Raw genomic sequence first — 18,410 nt, forward strand, 5'->3', positions numbered from 1 at the left:
ACAGGGCGCGACTGATAACTGATACACCGCCTGACCGATCGCCGTTGGCGACGCCGCACCGGCCGCGATGAAACGAATTCGGGCGCCGCGAAAGCGCTGGCTAAGATTGCAGCCATGAGTTCGAACGTGACTGCGGTCAGCTACGGCGTGAAATTGTCCCCTTCGGAACTGGAACACCTCCGGTCCCTGCTGACCGGATCAGGCGCTTCCTTCTCCGCCGAATCCCGCACCGGCGACCACCGATTTGAGGTGTACACGGTGGATTTCTCCGTGGAATCCGGCACGGCTGCCGAGATCGCCGCACTGCGCCATGAGGTGGCCTCTGCCGGCTTCACCGGAATGGACACGGCAATCGTCCCGGCGTCCCTCCGCGAGGCGCCCCGCAAGTTCCTCATCATGGACGTCGATTCCACGCTGATCCAGCAGGAGGTCATTGAGCTCTTGGCCGCCTACGCCGGCAAGAAGGAAGAGGTCACGGCGGTCACCGAGGCGGCAATGCGCGGCGAACTCGACTTCGCCCAGAGCCTGCATGCGCGTGTGGCGGTCCTCGCCGGGCTGCCGGCCGACGTCGTCGATTCAGTGCGCGCCGAGGTGGAACTCAGCGAAGGCGCCGCAGACCTCGTGGCGGCGTTCCAGGCTGCCGGCCACGCTGTTGCCGTGGTATCGGGAGGGTTCAACCAGATCCTGCGCCCGATCGCGGAGGACCTCGGGATGAATTACTGGATCGCCAACGAACTGGAAATCGTCGACGGCGCACTGACGGGCAAGGTCCTCGGCGCGGTGATCGACCGCGCGGCCAAGGAGAAGTACCTCCGCGAGTGGGCTGCCGCCGAGGGCATCCCCATGGAGCACACCATAGCCGTGGGTGACGGCGCCAACGACCTGGACATGCTCAGTGCCGCCGGGATCGGCGTCGCTTTCAACGCCAAACCGGCCGTGCGCGCAGCCGCCGATGCGGCGGTAAACCTGCCCTACCTGGACGCCGTACGGCACATCGCCGGGGTCTGAGGGAGCGGCGGAGCACCGTCATCAGCGGGGCTCCCGCTTCGACGAAGAGCTTGACGCGACACAAAACTTGCCGTGACACAAAGAAGGCCGGGCATCTGCCCGGCCTTCATTCATGCTTACACTGGCGGCTGTCTCAGCCTTCCTGGCCGGTGCTCTTGCCGAAGTAATCGGCTCCGCCGGCGTACTCGGTGTGGCCGGTCTCGACGTCGGCGGTGACCATCTTGGCAATCTCCGCGGCGAACTCCGCCACTGAATACAGTTTGCCGGCCTCGGCCCTGCGGGCTTCGATGGCGCCCGGGTTGGACCGGTCAAGCAGCGTGGCGGTGACGGTTCCTTCGATCATGTCCCCCGAAACCACCACGAAGGAAATGCCCTTGTCCGCAAGGTTCGGGATGAGGGCGCGCAGGGCGTCCTCGCCTGCGCGCTTGCTGCGTGCCACCGGTTCGTACTCCGGCATCGTGGGCACGGTATCGATGAAGTGCGCCTGGTGGCTGGTGACGAACACCACGCGGGAACCTTCGCGCATCAGCGGCACTGCTGCATTCAGCATGTTGACCTGGGCATCACGGTTCAGCTTCAGGGCGTAGCCCTCTTCCATGCCCGATTCCATGCCGCCGGAGGCGTTGAGGACCAGGACGTCGAGCGAGCCGAAGTTCTCCATGGCCGCGCTGGCCAGTGCCTGGACACCTTCCTGCGTGGTGAGGTCGGCGCCTACCGCTGCGGCCCGGCCGCCGGCGGCCTCGATTTCAGCCACGACCTTGTTGGCCCGCGGGGCCTTCTGGCGGTAGTTCACTACGACGGCGGCACCTTCGGCCGCGAGGAGCTTGGCGACGTCAGCGCCGATCCCCCTTGACGAACCGGTCACAATGGCAGTCTTGTTGTCCAGCAATCCCATTCGAGCTCCTTTGTTCCAAACGTCCAAAATCTGTGGGTCTGCCATCCATCATGCCAGCGGACGGGGAGATTTCAGTTGTTTGACGTCAACAAAGAAGCTGACCCCGGCTAGTTCCGGCCGGCCGCCGGCCGGTCGCCGGTCATTGCCGGGGCGACGGGCCAGGCCTTTCCGGCCGGCCCGCTGCGCCTCGGTTTAGACGGGGTTCTGCGGTGGTTCGTCGGAGCGGGTTCCCGGCTCAGTGGTGATCTGGATCTTGCGTGTCCCGGCGGCCGGTGGCGCCTGCTCGGGCGCCGGCGCTCGGACTTCGAGAACGCCGTCCTTGTAGGAGGCCGTCACGTCTTCCTCCCGGGCACCCGGGGGCAGCGAGACACTTCGTGCGAACGAGCCGTAACGGAACTCCGAACGGTAGCCGGCCTTGCTCTTATGCTCGGTTTTTTCCTCGCGCTCCGCTTTGATGTGCAACATGCCGTCTGCCACGGAGACGTCCACGTCCTTCTCGGGATCGAGACCGGGCACCTCAGCCCGCACCACGAGCGTGTTTCCGTCCAGAAACTGTTCCACGCGGATTGACGACATTGTCAGGTCTCCGTCGAGGAAGCGCCGGATGGGTTCCAGGACGTCCGACGGCGTCCATTTGTTGAGATCGGCCATGATAGCTCCCTAGTCTTGTTCCCCGTGATCTGTGGCCGGTCCGGGTGCGGGTCCGGCCGGTATGCCCATTACACACCCGCCGGCGGGGTGTGTAATGGGCAAAAGGTCCCCTTCATGGCCATGGGTTTGGAGCGGGTCGGGGTGGCGCGCGGAGGGTTAGTGGCCCATGCCGAGGCCGCCGTCAACGGGGATGACGGCGCCGGAGATGTAGGACGCTTCATCACTGGAAATCCAGCGCACCACGTTCGCCACTTCGGCGGCTTCCGCGAAGCGTCCCGCCGGTACCTTGGACAGGTAGTCCTTCTGGGTGGCCTCCGGCAACTCCGCCGTCATGTCGGTGTTGATGAAGCCAGGTGCCACCACGTTGGCTGTGATGCCGCGGCCGCCGAGTTCGCGGGTCAGCGAGCGGGCAATTCCCACCAGCCCGGCCTTGGAGGCGGAGTAATTGATCTGGCCGGGCGCGCCGTAGAGCCCCGAAACGGAGGAAATCAGCACAACCCGGCCTTTGCGCATCCGGATCATGCCCTTGGACGCCCGCTTGATGACACGGAACGCTCCGGTGAGGTTGGTGTCGATGACCGAGGTGAAGTCGTCTTCGCTCATCCGCATCAGCAGCGTGTCCTTGGTGATTCCGGCGTTGGCGACCAGCACCTCCACCGGCCCGTGCGCAGCCTCGACGGCTGCGAAGGCGGCGTCGACGGAGGCCTCATCAGTGACGTCGGCCTTGACGCCCAGGATTCCCTCCGGGAGCGCCGACTCGCTGCGGTACGTCACGGCAACCTTGTCACCGTTGGCCAGGAATGCCTCGGCAATGGCGAGGCCGATGCCGCGGTTGCCGCCGGTGATCAGGACGCTGCGGCCGGTCGATGCTGCTTCAGTCATAGTTTGCTCCGGGATTCTGCGGCATGGGGCACCGCGGTAAGGGGCGGGATTTTTACTGCCTCCGATCTTAGCCTCCGTTTGGGCGGCACTGGCGAGGGTGAGAGAATTGGGTTAAGCCTTGGGAGCGTGATTAAACAGCCGTGACACTTGCAAAACGACCCGGACCTTCGACGTCCGGTGAACCGGACGCTGTTTCCGGCGATGCCCAGGTGCACAGCATCACGGATGCCGCCACTGCCCACTCGGAAGAGATGCGCGTACGGATGATCAAGTACGCGGTGGCCATGGGCATCCGCATGGTATGCCTGATCCTGGTGTTCGTTGTTGATGGCTGGTTCAAGGTCCTGCCGATTGCCGGTGCGGTGTTTCTTCCGTGGATTGCGGTGGTCATAGCCAACGGCAGCGACAAAGCGGAGATCCACAGCGATTACCTGTTGGACGCCGCACCGCTTGCAGAGCTCGAAGCACCGGACTCGCCGGCTGCCGTCGCGGACGACGGGCCCACGGTTCTCCAGGGCGAACTCATCGAGGACGAAGACGATATCGACGGCCAGGAACGGGCAGCTTCATGAACATTTTTGACCTGGCCGGCGGCGACGCCGGGCCTGCGGAAACCGCTGCACCGATGTGCTCGCGGAAGGCCTGCCGGGCGGGGGCAACCTGGCAACTGCTGTGGAACAACCCGAAGATCCACACGCCCGAACGCCGCAAGACCTGGCTGGCCTGCGATGACCACCGGCTGTGGCTCGAAGACTACCTCCAGACCCGGGGCCTCTGGAAAGAGACCCTGCCGCTGGATCTTGCCACTGCCTCAGGCAGGGACAGCTGAATGTACCGTTTCCTCTTCTCCAGCAAATGGCTGGGTTATCTGTTGCTGGCTGCGATCTTCGCCACTGCCTGCGTGTTCCTTGGCCGCTGGCAGATGGACCGCAGGGCCGAAACCCTGGCCGAGATTAACCGGGTCACGTCCAATTACTCGGCAACTCCCCTGCCCTTCGCAGCTGTGGAAGCCCAGTTTTCCCGGCTGGATGCCGACAAGGAATGGACCCAGGTGGAGTTGATGGGCCGCTACGACGTCAGCGGCCAACGCGTGGTGCGTAACCGGCCGCTCAACGGCCAGCCCGGCTACGAAGTGGTGGTCCCCTTCAAACTCACCACAGGACAGACGGTTATTGTGGACCGCGGCTGGCTCCCGATCGGAAACAACACCCCTGGCCGCCCGGATTCCGTGCCGGAACCGCCTGCGGGCGAAGTCACTGTCGTAGTGCGCCTGAAACCAGGCGAGCCGGAGCTTCAGCGTGGCGCTCCCGACGGGCAGCTTGCCTCCATCGATCTCCCGGCCTACGCCGCCCAGCTTGGGTACCCCGTGCTGACCGGCGCTTACGGGCAGCTTGCCTCCGAAACGCCGGCGGCCGCCACCATGCCGTTCCCGTTCCCGAAGCCCTCCGTGGAAGAAGGAACACACTTGTCCTATTCCCTGCAGTGGTTCGCTTTCGGCGTCTTGATGTTTGTTGGCTTCGGCTACGCGGCGCGGCAGCAGGCGCGCAACGAGGAGATCGATGCCCAGGACGCCGCCGAGGATGGCGCGCCCGAGTACGCCGTGGCTGCGAACCGGCGCCGCCCGGCTCCCCGGAAGCGCAAGAATCCGACGGCGGAGGAAGAGGAAGACGCCATCCTGGATGCCCAGGGGTACTGACCGATGGGTTTTGACACGATTCCGGAACCGGTGGCCAACGTCAAGCGCACCCTCACCGCGCTCGGCGCGGACGACACCGTGACGGTGTTCGACTCGAAGGTCCCGACGGCGGCAGCTGCCGCCACCACCACGCTGGGCTGCGACGTCGCGGCTATCACCAACAGCCTGGTGTTCGACGTCGACGGTGTTCCCCTGCTGATCCTGGCCAGTGGTGCGGCGAAGGTGGACACCGCGCTGGTGGCAGCCCGGTTGGGAACAGGAAAGATCCGCCGGGCCTCCCCCGAGTTCGTCTTGCAGCACACAGGGCAGGAAGTCGGAGGCGTGGCCCCGGTTGGCCACCCGGAGAAGATCAAAACCCTGCTGGACGAGTCCCTCAAAGCCCACAACCTCCTCTGCGCCGGAGCCGGAGACCACAACTCGATGTTCTCCATCACCTACCAGGACCTGCGCAGGATCACCGGCGCAGAAGAAATGCCCGTCCGCTAAGCAGCGACGAAGGCAGCCTAAGCCAGCGTGATCAGGTCCAGGTAGTCTTCGTTCCAGTGGTCCTCGACGCCGTCGGGCAGCAGGACAACGCGCTCGGGGTTGAGGGCTTCGACGGCACCCTCATCGTGGCTCACCAGGACGACGGCGCCGGTGTAGTTGCGCAGGGCGCCCAGGATCTCGGAGCGGCTGGCGGGGTCGAGGTTGTTGGTGGGCTCATCGAGAAGCAGCACGTTCGCGCTCGACGCCACGATCGTGGCCAGCGCAAGGCGCGTCTTCTCGCCGCCGGAGAGCACGCCGGCGGGCTTGTCGACGTCGTCGCCGGAGAACAGGAACGAACCCAGGATGCCACGCACCTCGGAGTCGTTCATGTCCGGCGCGGAAGAGCGCATGTTCTGCAGCACGGTTCGGTCGACGTCGAGCGTCTCGTGCTCCTGGGCGTAGTAGCCCACCTTGAGCCCGTGGCCGGCGATCACTTCGCCGGTGTCCGGCTTGTCAACGCCGGCAAGCATCCGCAGCAGCGTGGTCTTGCCGGCACCGTTGAGACCCAGGATGACCACCTTGGAGCCGCGGTCGATGGCCAGGTCCACGTCGGTGAAGATTTCCAGCGAGCCGTAGGACTTGCTGAGTCCGTCCGCGGTGAGCGGGGTCTTTCCGCAGGGCGAGGGGTCCGGGAAGCGCAGGGCTGCGACGCGGTCATTTTCGCGCACGGCCTCCAGCCCGCTGAGCAGGCGTTCGGCGCGCTTGGCCATGTTCTGCGCTGCGACGGCCTTGGTGGCCTTCGCCCGCATCTTGTTGGCCTGGTCAAACAGGACCTGGGCTTTCTTTTCAGCGTTGGCGCGTTCCCGCTTGCGGGCACGTTCGTCGGTTTCACGCTGCTGGAGGTAGCGCTTCCAGTCCATGTTGTAAAAGTCGATCTGTGCGCGGTTGGCGTCCAGCAGGAAGACTTTGTTGACGGTGGCTTCGAGCAGTTCCGTGTCGTGGCTGATCACGATCAGGCCGCCCTGGTGGTTCTTCAGGAAGTCGCGCAGCCAGGCGATGGAGTCGGCGTCGAGGTGGTTGGTGGGCTCATCGAGGAGCATGGTCTCGGCATCCGAGTAGAGGATGCGGGCGAGTTCCACGCGGCGACGCTGCCCGCCGGAGAGCGTCTTGAGCGGCTGGTTCAGCAGGCGGTCCGGGAGGGCGAGGTTCGAGCAGATCGCGGCCGCCTCGGCTTCGGCAGCGTAACCGCCTGCCGCCAGGAACTCGGATTCAAGCCGGTCGTAGCGGTTCATCGCCTTGCGCTGGACGGCGGCGTCCTCGCTGGCCATTTCTTCGTGGGCCAGGCGGAGCTTGCCGACGGCGATGTCCAGGCCGCGGACGGACAGAATCCGGTCGCGCGCGAGCTGTTCCATGTCCGGCGTGCGGGGGTCCTGGGGAAGGTAGCCGATCTCGCCGCTGCGGGTGACCTTGCCGGCAGCCGGCAGTCCCTCGCCGGCGAGAACGCGGGTCAGAGTGGTTTTACCTGCACCGTTACGGCCCACCAGGCCGATCTTGTCTCCCTTGTCGATCCGGAAGCTCACCTGGTCCATGAGGAGGCGGGCGCCGGCGCGCAGTTCGAGATCCTGGACGGTAATCAATGCAGCTAAAGCCTTTCACAACAGGGAACGCCGCGGCACAACGGATGGAATCTGGGCGGGGCCGGGGCAGTGTGGCCGAGAGAATGGCCTCTACCAGTCTACCGGCACCGCTCCTTCCGGATTACCTCGGCTGCAGGCACCCGCCGCCATCCATTGGCCATCTTGTCCAGAGCCAGCTCGCTCCGTTAGTAGATCCCCTACAAAATAGGCCCGGCACCGGAGACGTATCGTCGGAATTGACGGGAATCGGCCGCCGGCGTGCGGCCTCCCCTCCCCGTTGCTTCGCACTTGCACTCACTGACAGGACCTCCCCATGACCAAGACTGACAACGCCGTCACCGGCCAGGCTGCAGCCGGCCGTCAGCCCGGCGGCAAAACGGCCCGGAACCGCTGGAATGCCACGGATCTCGGCCTCATCGCCGTCTTTGCCGCCCTCGTGGCCGGCTCTGCGCTCATCGCGGCCATTCCGGTGGGGGGACTTGGCGTCCCCATCACACTGCAGACCCTCGCCGTGATGCTTACCGGACTGGCGCTGGGCCCCGGACGGGCGTTCGCCGCCGTCGGCCTGTATACCCTGCTGGGGCTGGCCGGCCTGCCGATCTTCAGCGGCGGACGCAGCGGGCTGGGGATCCTGGCCGGCCCCTCCGCCGGCTACATCATCGGGTTCCCGCTCGCTGCCCTGGCGGTCGGCTGGCTGACCACCATCGTGCTGCGCCGCACCGTGAAATACCGCGGGCTGTTCCTCTTCGCCGCGGCCATGGCCACGAGCATCGTAGTTGTCCACGGCCTGGGCGTGCTGGGCATGATGGTCAACGGCAAGCTGGACCTTTCCAAGGCGTTCGTCCTTGACCTCGCCTACTACCCCGGCGACATCATCAAAAACGTCCTGGCTGTCACCATCGCACTCGCCCTGCACAAGGCATTCCCGGATCTCCTGATCCGCCGTCCCGGTATCCGTAACCCCGGGGCAGGCCAGGCCGGCCACTAGCATGGGCGGCATCCTGCTGGACGCAGTCGACGTCCTTGTGGCGGTGGATGGACGGCCGCAGCCCAAGACACTCCTCGACGGAATCTCGCTGAACCTCACCGAACAGCGGATCGGCGTGATCGGAGCGAACGGATCGGGGAAGTCCACCCTCCTGCGGCTCCTGAACGGACTGGTTGCACCGAGCCACGGAACAGTCACCGTTGACGGTGATGATACGGTCCGGTCCGTCCGTGCAGTGCGCCGCAAGGTCGGTTTTGTGTTCACGGACCCGCTCTCCCAGCTCGTGATGCCCACCGGCCGGGAAGACGTGGAACTCTCGCTGCGTCGTTCCATCCGAAACACGCGGGAGCGCCAGGACGCTGCCGCGGCCATCCTCAACCGCTTCGGGCTGATGCCGCTGGCCGACCAAAGCATCTACGAGCTGTCCGGCGGCGAACGGCAGTTGATGGCCCTGGTAGCCGTCCTTGCCGTTGAGCCTGCGGTACTGGTGCTGGACGAGCCGTCCACGCTGCTGGACCTTCGGAACCGCGAGCTTCTCCGCCGCACCATCGCCGGCCTCAGCCAGCAGATCGTGATGTCCACGCACGACCTCGATCTGGTCCGGGACATGGACCGTGTCCTGGTGGTGGAATCCGGACAGGTGGTATTCGACGGCGCCGCCGCCGCCGCCGTCGAACACTACCGGGCGCTGTCCTCAGCAGGCCTCCCGCCGGTGGACACTGCCGCTCCGCGGGTCAGTGCCGCTGCGGTGCCGCGCAGTGCGGAGGGCACGTGAGCGGCCACGGATTCCTGCTGGTCAACTACGTTCCCGGCACATCGCTGGTGCACCGGGCACCGCTCTGGCTGAAGTTCATCCTGGTGGTCGGCTGCGGCATGGCCTCCTTCCTGGTGGTGGACTGGGTGGTTGCCGTAGCGGCGCTGGGCCTGATGTCTGCACTGTTCCTCGCCAGCGGCGCCGGCCCGGCACGTCTGTTCAAAGCCGTCCGACCCATCCTTCCAGTGATGGCGGCCATCGGGTTGTTCCAATGGTGGCAACTGGGCGGCCCCGTCGCGGCGCGGATCGTCCTCAACGTCCTGGTCTGTGTGGTGGCCGCGTCCATACTGACCGCCACCACGCCGATGCAGCGGCTCCTCGACGGCGTCGTCTCCCTGGCTGTGCCGTTACGGCGGTTTGGCGCGGATCCGGAACGCTTCGCACTGACCATCGCCATCATGCTCCGCAGCATTCCGTTCATCGCCGGAGCCTACTCCGAGGTCAGGGATTCGGCCCGCGCGCGCGGGCTCGAACGCAACCCCCGGGCACTGGTCCTGCCGGTCTTCATCACTACGGTGGCCTATGCGCGCCAGACCGGCGATGCCCTCGCTGCCCGGGGCCTGGGCGAGCCCGGCACGGCTGACGACGACGATCAGCCAAGCCGCTAAGCGCTGTCCAGCCGTTCGTACCGGAAGAGGGCAGCGGTTCCCATGCCGCCGGCAATGCTGATCATTGCCAGCGCGAGCTGCCCGGCCCGGCGGCCCGGTGCAGAAATCCCGCGCGCCTGTGCGAGGAGCCTCGTCACAAGCACAGCCCCCGAGGCACCGTACGCATGGCCCAATGCCAGCGCACCGCCGTCGAGGTTTGCCCGCTCCGGGTCGATGCCTAGGGCGTCGAGGCAGGCGAGCGTCTGAGAAGCAAAGGCCTCGTTGAATTCCACCAGGTCAAGGTCGGGCGCCCGGATGCCGCGCTCCCCAAGCAGGCGGCCGGCCGCTGCCGCGGCACCCATGCCCAGCACACGCGGGTCCACGCCCGCGGTATCGGTGCCGAGGACAAGGAGCCCGTCCGTTGCGCCCAGCTCCCGCGCACGCTGCAGGGAAGTGACCACGACGGCGGACGCCGCGTCCGCGTCGAAGCATGAGTTCCCGGCGGTGACGGTGCCGCCCTCGGCGAACGCCGGCGGGAACCGCGAGATCAGGGCGGCCGACATCCCGGCCCGCGGACCGTCGTCGGATGCCACGGTCCCGGACTTGGCCTGCAGCGGCACCGTCTCGCCGGCGAAGCGTCCGGAAGCTGCGGCTGCCAGGGCCAGGCGGTGGCTGCGTAGCGCAAACCGGTCCTGCCTGTCGTGGCTGATGCCGAATTCGGTGGCCACGTTTTCCGCGGCGCTCCCCATGTCCGGATCGCCGAAACTGAGCGGGACGAACTGGGCGCGGCGGAAAAAGGCGGGACTGCCGTCGGCGGACCTGTTCGCACGCAGCGGCGCGGTGCTGATGCTCTCCACGCCGCCCGCGAGGAAGGCGCCGTTGCCACCGGCTGCGACGAGCCGCGACGCGAGCACAATCGCGTCCAGCCCCGACCCGCACTGCCGGTCCACGGTCACGCCGGGAACGCTGACCGGCAAACCCGCTTCAAGGGCGGCAAGGCGCGCGACGTTACCCCCTCCCCCCACGGCGTTACCGATCACCACGTCCGAAACAGCGCTTGCCGGCAGGCCGGTATCCGTCAGGAGGCTGCGCAGCACAGGGGCCAGGAGCTCATGCGCGCGGAGCTCCTTGAAGGCGCCGTTGACCCGCCGGACAGGAGTACGCAGGGCTGCAATGACCACCGGCTGCCGGTCCGCCGGCAGCTCTTCCCCGGCGGCCTTAGCCAAGGCGGCGGATCCTGGTGTCCCCGCGTTCGATCCAGTCCAGCAGAAGCTGCCTGCTGACTTTCCCGCGGTCCGTCACCGGCAGTTCCGTGAGGGCAAAATACTGCAGCGGCCTCTTGTCCCGTGGCAGCACATCGTCAAGCCCGGCCTTCAGCTGGGTTGCCGTGACACCGCCGTGGGAAGGGACCACGCCGGCAACCACCCGCTGCCCGCGGACATCGTCCGCCATGCCAGACGCCACGGCGGCAGCAACGCCGGGGACGGACGCAAGGGCCAGTTCCACCTCGTGCGGGTAGACGTTCTTTCCGGAGGTGATGATCATGTCGGCCCGCCGGCCCAGTATATGGAGCTCACCGTCCAGCAGGTAGCCCTGGTCCCCTACGGTGTACCAGCCCTCGAAGCAGCGCAGCGCCTGCCCGTCGTCGCCCCACAGGTAGCCGTTGCTGACCATGCCGCTGCGGACGCAGATGTTGCCGTCCGTTCCGTCGGGAACCCGCTCGCCCGCGTCGTTAAGGATTCGGACGTCGACGCCGGGGAAGGGTTTGCCGATGCCGGTTCCTCCGGCGTCCAGCGGCGCACCGGAGCGCAGGCCGGCCCCGGAGACGAAGCTCAGTTCGGAGGCGCCGTAGTACTCGAAGATGGTGGCTCTCGGTGCCCAGCGGCGGGCGGCTTCCAATGTCCGGGCATCCAGCTTGGACCCGGCGCAGATGATCGATGTGATGCCGGAAGCATCCACGCACCCGGACAGTCCGCGCTCACTCAGCAACCGGAGCATGGTGGGAACCAGGACAAGGCGGGTGATGCCGTCGTGCGTGATGGCGGCGTGCACCTCGCCAACGTCGAACGATTCCAGCGTGTGGAACTCGGAGCCGGCATAGAGGCACTCAGAGAGCGCATACAGGTTAAGGCTGGCCGCCAGCGGGCCCGGGGCGAGGGTCTTGTCCTGCCGGGTAAGACCGAAGAACTCGATGGACGCATCGAAGGAAAGCTGCCACGAGCGCCGGGACCTCGTGAATGCCTTGGGCACCGAGGTGGTGCCGGAGGTCAGTCCGACCAGGAAGGGGGATTCCGGGGTGCCGTCGCGGAGTTCAACGGAAGCCGGCCGGCCGGATTCGGCAGTAGCGCCAGTGTGCAGCCGGGCCGCGATGTCCGCTTTAAGCTGCGCAGGCCAGGTGGGGTCTAGGACGGCACATTGCCTGGCGCCGGCAACCGCGGCGGCATAGGACACGGCAAAATCCACGGAATTGGGCTCGGCCAGCACGGTTACCGGTCCGGTGTCCGGGGTCCGGGCTGCGGCAGCGTCCCGAAGCGCGCCCCAGCTGAGGTGCCGGCCTGCCACGACGACGGCGGTGTCGTCGGGGCGGTCATCGGCCCAGCGTTGGAGTCTGTTGAGGAATGGCATCGGATCAACTTTACCGGCGTCCACGGGTACGGGCTGGGCCGGTACGGCTATTGTGACTTTATGAGTTTCAATGACAACGTTCAGCTGGATCCGTCGCAGGTCCAGGACCGGCGCGGGATGGGCCGCGGAACCAAGATCGGCGGCGGCATCGGCGGCGGAATCATCCTCCTGCTGGCCGCCTTGTTTGGGGTCAACCCGCAACTGCTGGAAGGCCTGACCGGCACGGTGCAGGAGCCGCAGAGCACGGGCAGCGCGCCTGCCTGCCAGACCGGCGCCGACGCTGATGCCCGGCTAGACTGCCGCATCACCGGAACGGTGAACAGCCTCAACGCGTTCTGGCCCGCCTACCTCGCCCAGTACAACACGGAGTATCCGCGTCCCACGACGGTGATCTTCAGCCAGGCCACCAACACCGGCTGCGGCGGGGCAACCTCCGAGGTGGGTCCGTTCTATTGCCCGGCCGACACCACCGCCTACTTCGACCCCGGCTTTTTCCAGGACCTGGTGGACCGGTTCGGATCTTCAGGCGGCCCGCTGGCCCAGGAATACGTTGTGGCGCACGAGTTCGGCCACCATGTCCAGAACATCATGGGCAACCTTGACCGCGCCCAGCAGGATCCGCAGGGCCCCGAATCCGGTGCCGTCCGTGTCGAACTGCAGGCCGACTGCTACGCCGGCCTCTGGGTACGGTACGCCACAACGCAAAAGGACCCGAACACCGGCCAGCCGTTCCTTGAACCGCTGACCCAGCAGGACCTGAACGATGCGCTCTCCGCGGCATCCGCCGTTGGTGACGACCGCATCCAGAAAGCGGCAACCGGCCGGGTCTCCCCTGAGGCCTGGACGCACGGCTCCAGCGCCCAGCGGCAGAAATGGTTCTACCAGGGCTACCAGACCGGCGACATCAACAAGTGCGACACCTTTAGCGCCGCCACGCTCTAATTAGACGAAAAAACGACGGCGGCCGGTCACCTTCCCGGGGAAGGTGACCGGCCGCCGTCGTATGTTAACGGGTGCTAGATATTGAAGCCCAGCGCACGCATCTGATCGCGTCCGTCTTCGGTGATCCGCTCCGGACCCCATGGCGGCATCCACACCCAGTTCAGCCGCCAGTCGTCCACGACGCCGTCGAGGGCCTTGCCGACCTGTTCCTCGATGACGTCCGTGAGCGGGCAGGCCGCCGTGGTGAGCGTCATGTCGATCAGGAGGGCGCCGTCGTCGTCCGAGTACTTCAGGCCGTACAGCAGCCCGAGGTCAACGATGTTGACGCCCAACTCGGGGTCGATGACGTCTTTAAGTGCCTCTTCGACATCTTCGAGGCCCGTGCGGGCCGCTTTGATTTCGGTCATGGCGTTGTCCTAACTAGCCCTGGACTGCAGCGTCGGCTGCAGCGATGGTGGCTGCGCCCGCACCCTTGGCGTAACGGTCGTAGCCTTCTTCTTCGAGGCGGTCGGCAAGTTCCGGGCCGCCCTCTTCGACAACCTGGCCGTCGACGAAGACGTGGACGAACTCAGGCTTGATGTAGCGCAGGATCCGCGTGTAGTGCGTGATGAGCAGGGTGCCCATGTTGCCTTCGGCGTGGGCGCGGTTGACGCCTTCGGAAACGACCTTCAAGGCGTCGACGTCCAGGCCGGAGTCGGTCTCGTCCAGGACGGCGAACTTCGGCTTGAAGAGCTCCAGCTGGAGGATCTCCACGCGCTTCTTCTCGCCGCCGGAGAAACCTTCGTTGACGTTGCGCTGGGTGAAGTCGGCGTCGATGCGCAGCTTCTGCATTGCAGCCTTGACGTCCTTGGTCCAGGTACGCAGCTTGGGAGCCTCGCCGTCGATGGCGGTCTTGGCGGTCCGCAGGAAGTTGGTCATGCTGACGCCGGGAACCTCCACGGGGTACTGCATGGCCAGGAACAGGCCGGCGCGGGCGCGCTCGTCCACGCTCATGGCCAGGACGTCTTCACCGTCGAGCGTGATGGTGCCGCTGGTGACGTTGTAGCGCGGGTGGCCGGCAATGGTCGACGCCAGCGTGGACTTGCCTGAGCCGTTGGGGCCCATGATGGCGTGGGTCTCGCCGGTCCTGATGGTCAGGCTGACGCCCTTCAGGATCTCCTTGGTGCCCTGCTCCGTCTCAATGCTGACGTGCAGGTCCTTGATCTCAAGAGTTGACATGCTCTTCTTTCTTTCGTTCGTAAGTCTTGTGAAGCCGGGCGCTCAGTAGTTGTTGACCGTGGCGCCGTTCAGAACATTGGTCACATCCACGTAGACGTCGTCACCGTGAAGCTGGACAGCGAAGACCGGTACGGGATCGTAGGCAGGAAGCTGAAGAGGCTGGCCGTTGCGCAGATCGAACTGGGAGCCGTGGCCCCAGCACTCGATCGCACAGCCTTCCACTTCGCCTTCGGACAGCGAAATGTCCGCATGCGAGCACGTGTCTCCGATGGCGTGGATTTCGCCCATCGAATCCTTGACGATGGCTACCGGGTAGTCATCGATCAGGATCCGCAGCGCCTGTTTCACCTGGATGTCGTTGGCATTGCATACCAGCTCACCCTTGGGTTGTTCACTCATGCGTTCCTGCCTGCCTGTTTCAGTTCTCGCTCGCGGCGAGCTCGCGCTCAACAGCGACAGTCAGGCGCTCTTCGAGTGCCGGAACCTTGATCTTCTGGATGATCTCGTTGAGGAAGCCGCGGACAACGAGACGGCGGGCAACATCCTCGGGGATGCCGCGGGCCATGAGGTAGAACAAGTGCTCGTCATCGAAACGTCCGGTGGAGCTGGCGTGGCCGGCACCCTCGATGAGTCCCGTTTCGATTTCAAGGTTCGGAACCGAGTCGGCACGGCAGCCGTCCGTCAGAACCAGGTTCTGGTTCTTCTCGTAGGAGTCGGTGCCGACGGCCTGCTTCTGGATCAGGACGTCGCCCACCCATACGGTGTGTGCGTCCTTGCCCTGCAGGGCGCCCTTGTAGAGCACGTTGGACTTGCAGTTGGGCACGTTGTGGTCAACGAAGGAACGGTGCTCCAGGTGCTGGCCCGCGTCAGCGAAGTAGAGGCCCAGCAGCTCGGCCTCGGCACCCTCGCCCGAGAAGCGCACGTTGGAGTTCAGGCGCACGATGGAGCCGCCCAGGGAAACGGCGATGTGCTTGTACACAGCGTCCTTGCCCACCTGCGCGTCGTGCTGGGCCAGATGCCTGGCGTCGTCTTCCCAGAGCTGCACCGAGATCACGGTGAGGTGCGCGCCCTCGCCGACGATGACTTCCAGGTTGCCGTTGTGGTCGGCAGCACCGGTGTGCTCCAGGATCACAACGCTGCGCGAGTTGGCGCCCGCTTCCAGCACATAGTGTGCGTTCGAGCGGCGGCCTGCGGCTGCGCCGTGGACCAGTATCCGCAGCGGCTCGGCCGGCTCGGCTTCAGCGGGGATGACCACGTGCAGTGCCTCGTCCGTGTTGGCGGACGCGACGGCGGCGGCCCGGTCGGCCGGGACCAGGACGGTTCCGCGGGGCGCGGCTCCGGGGGCCAGCGTGCCGCGGACGTAGCCTTCCGGCGCTTCGACCGTGAAGTCGGCGGCCGGAACGGGTTCGAGGTCCGTCGCGGTGTCGGAGAGCAGGGTGGCCAGGGCGCGGACGGGGCTGAAGCGCCACTCCTCCTCGCGGCCCGTGGGCAGCGGGAAGTCGGCAACATTGAAGCTCGTGAGGCGTTCGGCGCGGGAGGACATCACGGTCACGCCGTGATTGTGGCTGTGGTCCACCTTGGCGGCGACCAGCCCCTCGCCTTCCTCGGTGAAGCCTGCGATGGAAGGCGCTCCGATGCGGGCCTTTTCAGTAGTAATTTCGGCAGTCATTAACCGACGGATCCTTCCATCTGGAGTTCAATGAGGCGGTTCAGCTCGAGGGCATATTCCATCGGCAGCTCACGGGCAATCGGCTCGATGAAGCCGCGAACGATCATCGCCATGGCCTCGTCTTCGCGCATGCCGCGTGACATCAGATAGAAGAGCTGCTCTTCGGAAACGCGCGAGACGGTTGCCTCGTGACCCAGCTGGACGTCATCTTCACGGATGTCGATGTACGGGTAGGTGTCCGACCGGCTGATCGTGTCGACGAGCAGGGCGTCACAGCGGACGGTGTTGGCCGAGTGCTTAGCGCCTTCGCGGACCTGGACCAGGCCGCGGTAAGCGGCACGGCCGCCGCCGCGGGCCACGGACTTGGAGACGATGGAGCTCTTGGTGTTCGGCGCAATGTGCACCATCTTCGATCCCGTGTCCTGGTGCTGGCCTTCGCCGGCGAACGCGATGGAAAGAGTCTCACCCTTGGCGTGCTCGCCCACGAGGTAGACGGCCGGGTACTTCATGGTGACCTTGGAGCCGATGTTGCCATCGATCCACTCCATGGTGGCGCCCTCTTCGCAGATGGCGCGCTTGGTGACCAGGTTGTACACGTTGTTGGACCAGTTCTGGATGGTCGTGTAGCGGACGCGGGCGCCCTTCTTCACGATGATTTCCACAACGGCGGAGTGCAGCGAATCCGAGGTGTAGATCGGCGCCGTGCAGCCTTCGATGTAGTGGACGTAGGAGTCCTCGTCGGCGATGATCAGCGTGCGCTCGAACTGACCCATGTTTTCCGTGTTGATGCGGAAGTACGCCTGCAGCGGGATGTCCACGTGGACACCCTTCGGAACGTAGACGAAGGATCCGCCGGACCATACGGCCGTGTTGAGCGACGCGAACTTGTTGTCGCCCACGGGGATGATGGTGCCGAAGTACTCCTGGAAGATCTCCGGGTGCTCGCGCAGGGCGGTGTCCGTGTCCAGGAAGATGACGCCCTGGGCTTCCAGGTCCTCGCGGATCTGGTGGTACACAACTTCGGATTCGTACTGCGCCGCCACGCCTGAAACCAGGCGGCTGCGCTCGGCTTCCGGGATGCCCAGCTTCTCATACGTGTTGCGGATGTCCTCGGGGAGGTCCTCCCACGTGGCGGCCTGCTTCTCGGTGGAGCGCACGAAGTACTTGATGTTGTCGAAGTCAATGCCGGAGAGGTCTGCACCCCAGGTGGGCATGGGCTTGCGGTCGAAGTACTTCAGGCCCTTCAGGCGGAGATCCAGCATCCACTCCGGCTCGTTCTTCTTGGCCGAAATGTCCCGGACAACTTCGTCGTTGATGCCACGACGCGCGTTGGCTCCGACATCATTCTTGTCGGCCCAGCCGTACTCATAGGTGCCGATACCGTGGAGCTCGGGGTTCTTCTCCAGAATCTCCGAAATCACAGTAGTTTCAGCAACCTTATTCTCTGATAGTTGGTCCGTCATCACGGCCTTTCTTGCAGATGGTTGGATACTTCGCCCAGGCTGTCCGTGGTGTGTCCGGGACCCGAGGGCCCCTTGGCGGCCGGACGGCCTGTAGGTATGTGGGTAGTGCAGACGTGCCCGCCCCGTGCAAGGGTGGACAGCCTGCGCACGTCGACGCCGACGAGCCGGGAAAATACTTCGGTCTCGACGTCGCAGAACACGGGGAACTTGGTGGCCAGCTGCTGGATGGGGCAATGGCCCTGGCACAGCTGAACGCTGGAGAGCGCGGCAGGCAGTGGCGCTTTGGCTTCGATGGAGGCAGCGGAGGCCACGAACCCGTCTCGGCTCAACGCTGCGGACAGGGCCTGCGCCCGTGCAGTGATGTCCGTTCCGGCGGCTTCGATCTCCGGGGCATAGCGACGCTCCATGTCGGCAAAGCGCTCGACGGCGAACTCGCGGACGGCGTCGGGTCCGGCGATCTCGCCCAGTCGCTGGAGGGCCTGGCCCGCAATGTCGAGGTAGTCGTCTCCAAGGCTGGACTGGCCCTGGGAGCTGAGGACGTAGCGCCGGGCGGGACGTCCGGCGCCGGCACCCGCTTTGGCGACGCGCTTGACTTCAATAACGCCGTTGCGTGAGAGGTGGTCCAGGTGGCGTCGCACGGCGGCGGGAGTGAAGCCGAGCAGGTCGCCGAGTTCGGCAGCGCTGACGGGCCCGTGCTCCAGTACGGCATTCAGTACACGGTCGCGGGTGCGCTCGTCGGAGTCCGCCGGCAACGTGTGCGGCGCCGGCGCCTGGCGTGTTGCAGGCGCAGACGTCCCGGGCCGGAACGAACCGGCGGCGCCGGCAGGCGCGGCTTGCCCGGTCCGGCGCGCAGAAAGTCGAGTGCTCATG

Annotated in this window: 21 protein-coding genes; 9 read left to right on the top strand and 12 right to left on the bottom strand. The window is 65.8% G+C overall.

Annotated features, from left to right (window positions below):
* The first annotated feature begins 114 nt into the window (after window positions 1-114).
* Window positions 115-1,008, top strand: a complete 894-nt coding sequence (serB, locus tag JOE31_RS12210) for a phosphoserine phosphatase SerB (RefSeq protein ID WP_209744750.1) — start codon at window positions 115-117, stop codon at window positions 1,006-1,008.
* A 133-nt stretch (window positions 1,009-1,141) separates the two neighbouring features.
* Here the strand turns inward: serB and JOE31_RS12215 are convergent, their stop codons facing one another.
* The 3 genes from JOE31_RS12215 to fabG form a co-directional block, all read right to left on the bottom strand.
* Window positions 1,142-1,903, bottom strand: a complete 762-nt coding sequence (locus JOE31_RS12215; protein WP_209744753.1) for an SDR family oxidoreductase — start codon at window positions 1,901-1,903, stop codon at window positions 1,142-1,144.
* Window positions 1,904-2,095: 192 nt separating this feature from the next.
* Complete coding sequence (locus JOE31_RS12220; protein WP_209744757.1) at window positions 2,096-2,554, bottom strand: Hsp20/alpha crystallin family protein; 459 nt, start codon at window positions 2,552-2,554, stop codon at window positions 2,096-2,098.
* A 156-nt stretch (window positions 2,555-2,710) separates the two neighbouring features.
* Window positions 2,711-3,436 carry a 3-oxoacyl-ACP reductase FabG gene (gene fabG / locus JOE31_RS12225; RefSeq protein WP_043481540.1) on the bottom strand — a complete coding sequence of 242 codons (726 nt, stop codon included), beginning with the start codon at window positions 3,434-3,436 and terminating at the stop codon, window positions 2,711-2,713.
* 140 nt (window positions 3,437-3,576) lie between these two features.
* Here fabG and JOE31_RS12230 point away from each other — a divergent pair, with 140 nt between their 5' ends.
* The 4 genes from JOE31_RS12230 to JOE31_RS12245 are packed head-to-tail and all read left to right on the top strand — an operon-like array spanning window position 3,577 to window position 5,618.
* Window positions 3,577-4,008, top strand: a complete 432-nt coding sequence (locus JOE31_RS12230; protein ID WP_209744760.1) for a DUF3099 domain-containing protein — start codon at window positions 3,577-3,579, stop codon at window positions 4,006-4,008.
* Complete coding sequence (locus JOE31_RS12235) at window positions 4,005-4,265, top strand: hypothetical protein (protein ID WP_209744762.1); 261 nt, start codon at window positions 4,005-4,007, stop codon at window positions 4,263-4,265. Before JOE31_RS12230 ends, JOE31_RS12235 begins: the two co-directional genes overlap by 4 nt.
* Complete coding sequence (locus JOE31_RS12240) at window positions 4,266-5,132, top strand: SURF1 family protein (RefSeq protein ID WP_209744765.1); 867 nt, start codon at window positions 4,266-4,268, stop codon at window positions 5,130-5,132.
* 3 nt (window positions 5,133-5,135) lie between these two features.
* On the top strand, window positions 5,136-5,618 hold the full coding sequence (locus tag JOE31_RS12245; protein WP_209744768.1) for a YbaK/EbsC family protein: 483 nt from the start codon (window positions 5,136-5,138) through the stop codon (window positions 5,616-5,618).
* Window positions 5,619-5,635: 17 nt separating this feature from the next.
* Here the strand turns inward: JOE31_RS12245 and JOE31_RS12250 are convergent, their stop codons facing one another.
* Window positions 5,636-7,234, bottom strand: coding sequence for an ABC-F family ATP-binding cassette domain-containing protein (locus JOE31_RS12250; RefSeq protein WP_043481529.1), 1,599 nt, complete (start codon window positions 7,232-7,234; stop codon window positions 5,636-5,638).
* A gap of 313 nt (window positions 7,235-7,547) precedes the next feature.
* Here JOE31_RS12250 and JOE31_RS12255 point away from each other — a divergent pair, with 313 nt between their 5' ends.
* Genes JOE31_RS12255 through JOE31_RS12265 form a run of 3 tightly spaced genes read left to right on the top strand, consistent with a single transcriptional unit; the run spans window position 7,548 to window position 9,644 of the window.
* Window positions 7,548-8,222, top strand: coding sequence for a biotin transporter BioY (locus tag JOE31_RS12255; RefSeq protein ID WP_209744772.1), 675 nt, complete (start codon window positions 7,548-7,550; stop codon window positions 8,220-8,222).
* A 1-nt stretch (window position 8,223) separates the two neighbouring features.
* Window positions 8,224-8,997 (top strand): energy-coupling factor ABC transporter ATP-binding protein, encoded by a 774-nt coding sequence (locus JOE31_RS12260; RefSeq protein ID WP_209744776.1) that lies wholly within the window; start codon window positions 8,224-8,226, stop codon window positions 8,995-8,997.
* The gene (locus JOE31_RS12265; protein WP_209744779.1) at window positions 8,994-9,644 is read left to right on the top strand and encodes an energy-coupling factor transporter transmembrane protein EcfT; all 651 of its coding nucleotides are present in this window, start codon (window positions 8,994-8,996) and stop codon (window positions 9,642-9,644) included. The genes JOE31_RS12260 and JOE31_RS12265 overlap by 4 nt, the downstream gene beginning before the upstream one ends.
* On the opposite strand, the gene JOE31_RS12270 is transcribed toward JOE31_RS12265, so the two are convergent.
* Entirely contained in the window at window positions 9,641-10,849 is a 1,209-nt protein-coding gene (locus JOE31_RS12270) for a thiolase family protein (protein WP_245199158.1), read from the bottom strand. The genes JOE31_RS12265 and JOE31_RS12270 overlap by 4 nt on opposite strands.
* Entirely contained in the window at window positions 10,842-12,248 is a 1,407-nt protein-coding gene (locus tag JOE31_RS12275) for a class I adenylate-forming enzyme family protein (protein ID WP_209744782.1), read from the bottom strand. The genes JOE31_RS12270 and JOE31_RS12275 overlap by 8 nt, the downstream gene beginning before the upstream one ends.
* Window positions 12,249-12,308: 60 nt before the next feature.
* Between JOE31_RS12275 and JOE31_RS12280 the strand changes: the two genes are divergently transcribed.
* The gene (locus JOE31_RS12280) at window positions 12,309-13,190 is read left to right on the top strand and encodes a neutral zinc metallopeptidase (protein WP_011691954.1); all 882 of its coding nucleotides are present in this window, start codon (window positions 12,309-12,311) and stop codon (window positions 13,188-13,190) included.
* A 74-nt stretch (window positions 13,191-13,264) separates the two neighbouring features.
* Here the strand turns inward: JOE31_RS12280 and JOE31_RS12285 are convergent, their stop codons facing one another.
* From JOE31_RS12285 to JOE31_RS12310, 6 genes are read right to left on the bottom strand one after another with little or no spacing between them, the layout of a single operon-like run.
* Window positions 13,265-13,597, bottom strand: coding sequence for a metal-sulfur cluster assembly factor (locus JOE31_RS12285; RefSeq protein WP_011691953.1), 333 nt, complete (start codon window positions 13,595-13,597; stop codon window positions 13,265-13,267).
* A 13-nt stretch (window positions 13,598-13,610) separates the two neighbouring features.
* The gene (gene sufC, locus JOE31_RS12290; RefSeq protein WP_209744785.1) at window positions 13,611-14,408 is read right to left on the bottom strand and encodes a Fe-S cluster assembly ATPase SufC; all 798 of its coding nucleotides are present in this window, start codon (window positions 14,406-14,408) and stop codon (window positions 13,611-13,613) included.
* Between the two features lie 42 nt (window positions 14,409-14,450).
* Window positions 14,451-14,807: a non-heme iron oxygenase ferredoxin subunit gene (locus JOE31_RS12295; protein ID WP_209744787.1), complete on the bottom strand. Its 357-nt coding sequence runs from the start codon at window positions 14,805-14,807 to the stop codon at window positions 14,451-14,453.
* 19 nt (window positions 14,808-14,826) lie between these two features.
* The gene (gene sufD / locus JOE31_RS12300; protein WP_209744790.1) at window positions 14,827-16,077 is read right to left on the bottom strand and encodes a Fe-S cluster assembly protein SufD; all 1,251 of its coding nucleotides are present in this window, start codon (window positions 16,075-16,077) and stop codon (window positions 14,827-14,829) included.
* Window positions 16,077-17,540 (bottom strand): Fe-S cluster assembly protein SufB, encoded by a 1,464-nt coding sequence (gene sufB, locus JOE31_RS12305; RefSeq protein ID WP_011691949.1) that lies wholly within the window; start codon window positions 17,538-17,540, stop codon window positions 16,077-16,079. Before sufB ends, sufD begins: the two co-directional genes overlap by 1 nt.
* Window positions 17,540-18,409 carry a metalloregulator ArsR/SmtB family transcription factor gene (locus JOE31_RS12310; RefSeq protein ID WP_209744793.1) on the bottom strand — a complete coding sequence of 290 codons (870 nt, stop codon included), beginning with the start codon at window positions 18,407-18,409 and terminating at the stop codon, window positions 17,540-17,542. The genes sufB and JOE31_RS12310 overlap by 1 nt, the downstream gene beginning before the upstream one ends.
* Between the last annotated feature and the right edge of the window lies 1 nt (window position 18,410).

Origin of the sequence: Arthrobacter sp. PvP023, assembly GCF_017832975.1 — a bacterium.
GTDB lineage: Bacteria > Actinomycetota > Actinomycetes > Actinomycetales > Micrococcaceae > Arthrobacter.

Coding starts and splice junctions, on each gene's coding strand:
- serB (WP_209744750.1), top strand. CDS start 115: ATGAGTTCGAACGTGACTGCGGTCAGCTACGGCGTGAAATTGTCCCCT.
- JOE31_RS12215 (WP_209744753.1), bottom strand. CDS start 1,903: ATGGGATTGCTGGACAACAAGACTGCCATTGTGACCGGTTCGTCAAGG.
- JOE31_RS12220 (WP_209744757.1), bottom strand. CDS start 2,554: ATGGCCGATCTCAACAAATGGACGCCGTCGGACGTCCTGGAACCCATC.
- fabG (WP_043481540.1), bottom strand. CDS start 3,436: ATGACTGAAGCAGCATCGACCGGCCGCAGCGTCCTGATCACCGGCGGC.
- JOE31_RS12235 (WP_209744762.1), top strand. CDS start 4,005: ATGAACATTTTTGACCTGGCCGGCGGCGACGCCGGGCCTGCGGAAACC.
- JOE31_RS12240 (WP_209744765.1), top strand. CDS start 4,266: ATGTACCGTTTCCTCTTCTCCAGCAAATGGCTGGGTTATCTGTTGCTG.
- JOE31_RS12245 (WP_209744768.1), top strand. CDS start 5,136: ATGGGTTTTGACACGATTCCGGAACCGGTGGCCAACGTCAAGCGCACC.
- JOE31_RS12255 (WP_209744772.1), top strand. CDS start 7,548: ATGACCAAGACTGACAACGCCGTCACCGGCCAGGCTGCAGCCGGCCGT.
- JOE31_RS12260 (WP_209744776.1), top strand. CDS start 8,224: ATGGGCGGCATCCTGCTGGACGCAGTCGACGTCCTTGTGGCGGTGGAT.
- JOE31_RS12275 (WP_209744782.1), bottom strand. CDS start 12,248: ATGCCATTCCTCAACAGACTCCAACGCTGGGCCGATGACCGCCCCGAC.
- JOE31_RS12280 (WP_011691954.1), top strand. CDS start 12,309: ATGAGTTTCAATGACAACGTTCAGCTGGATCCGTCGCAGGTCCAGGAC.
- JOE31_RS12285 (WP_011691953.1), bottom strand. CDS start 13,597: ATGACCGAAATCAAAGCGGCCCGCACGGGCCTCGAAGATGTCGAAGAG.
- sufC (WP_209744785.1), bottom strand. CDS start 14,408: ATGTCAACTCTTGAGATCAAGGACCTGCACGTCAGCATTGAGACGGAG.
- JOE31_RS12295 (WP_209744787.1), bottom strand. CDS start 14,807: ATGAGTGAACAACCCAAGGGTGAGCTGGTATGCAATGCCAACGACATC.
- sufD (WP_209744790.1), bottom strand. CDS start 16,077: ATGACTGCCGAAATTACTACTGAAAAGGCCCGCATCGGAGCGCCTTCC.
- sufB (WP_011691949.1), bottom strand. CDS start 17,540: ATGACGGACCAACTATCAGAGAATAAGGTTGCTGAAACTACTGTGATT.
- JOE31_RS12310 (WP_209744793.1), bottom strand. CDS start 18,409: ATGAGCACTCGACTTTCTGCGCGCCGGACCGGGCAAGCCGCGCCTGCC.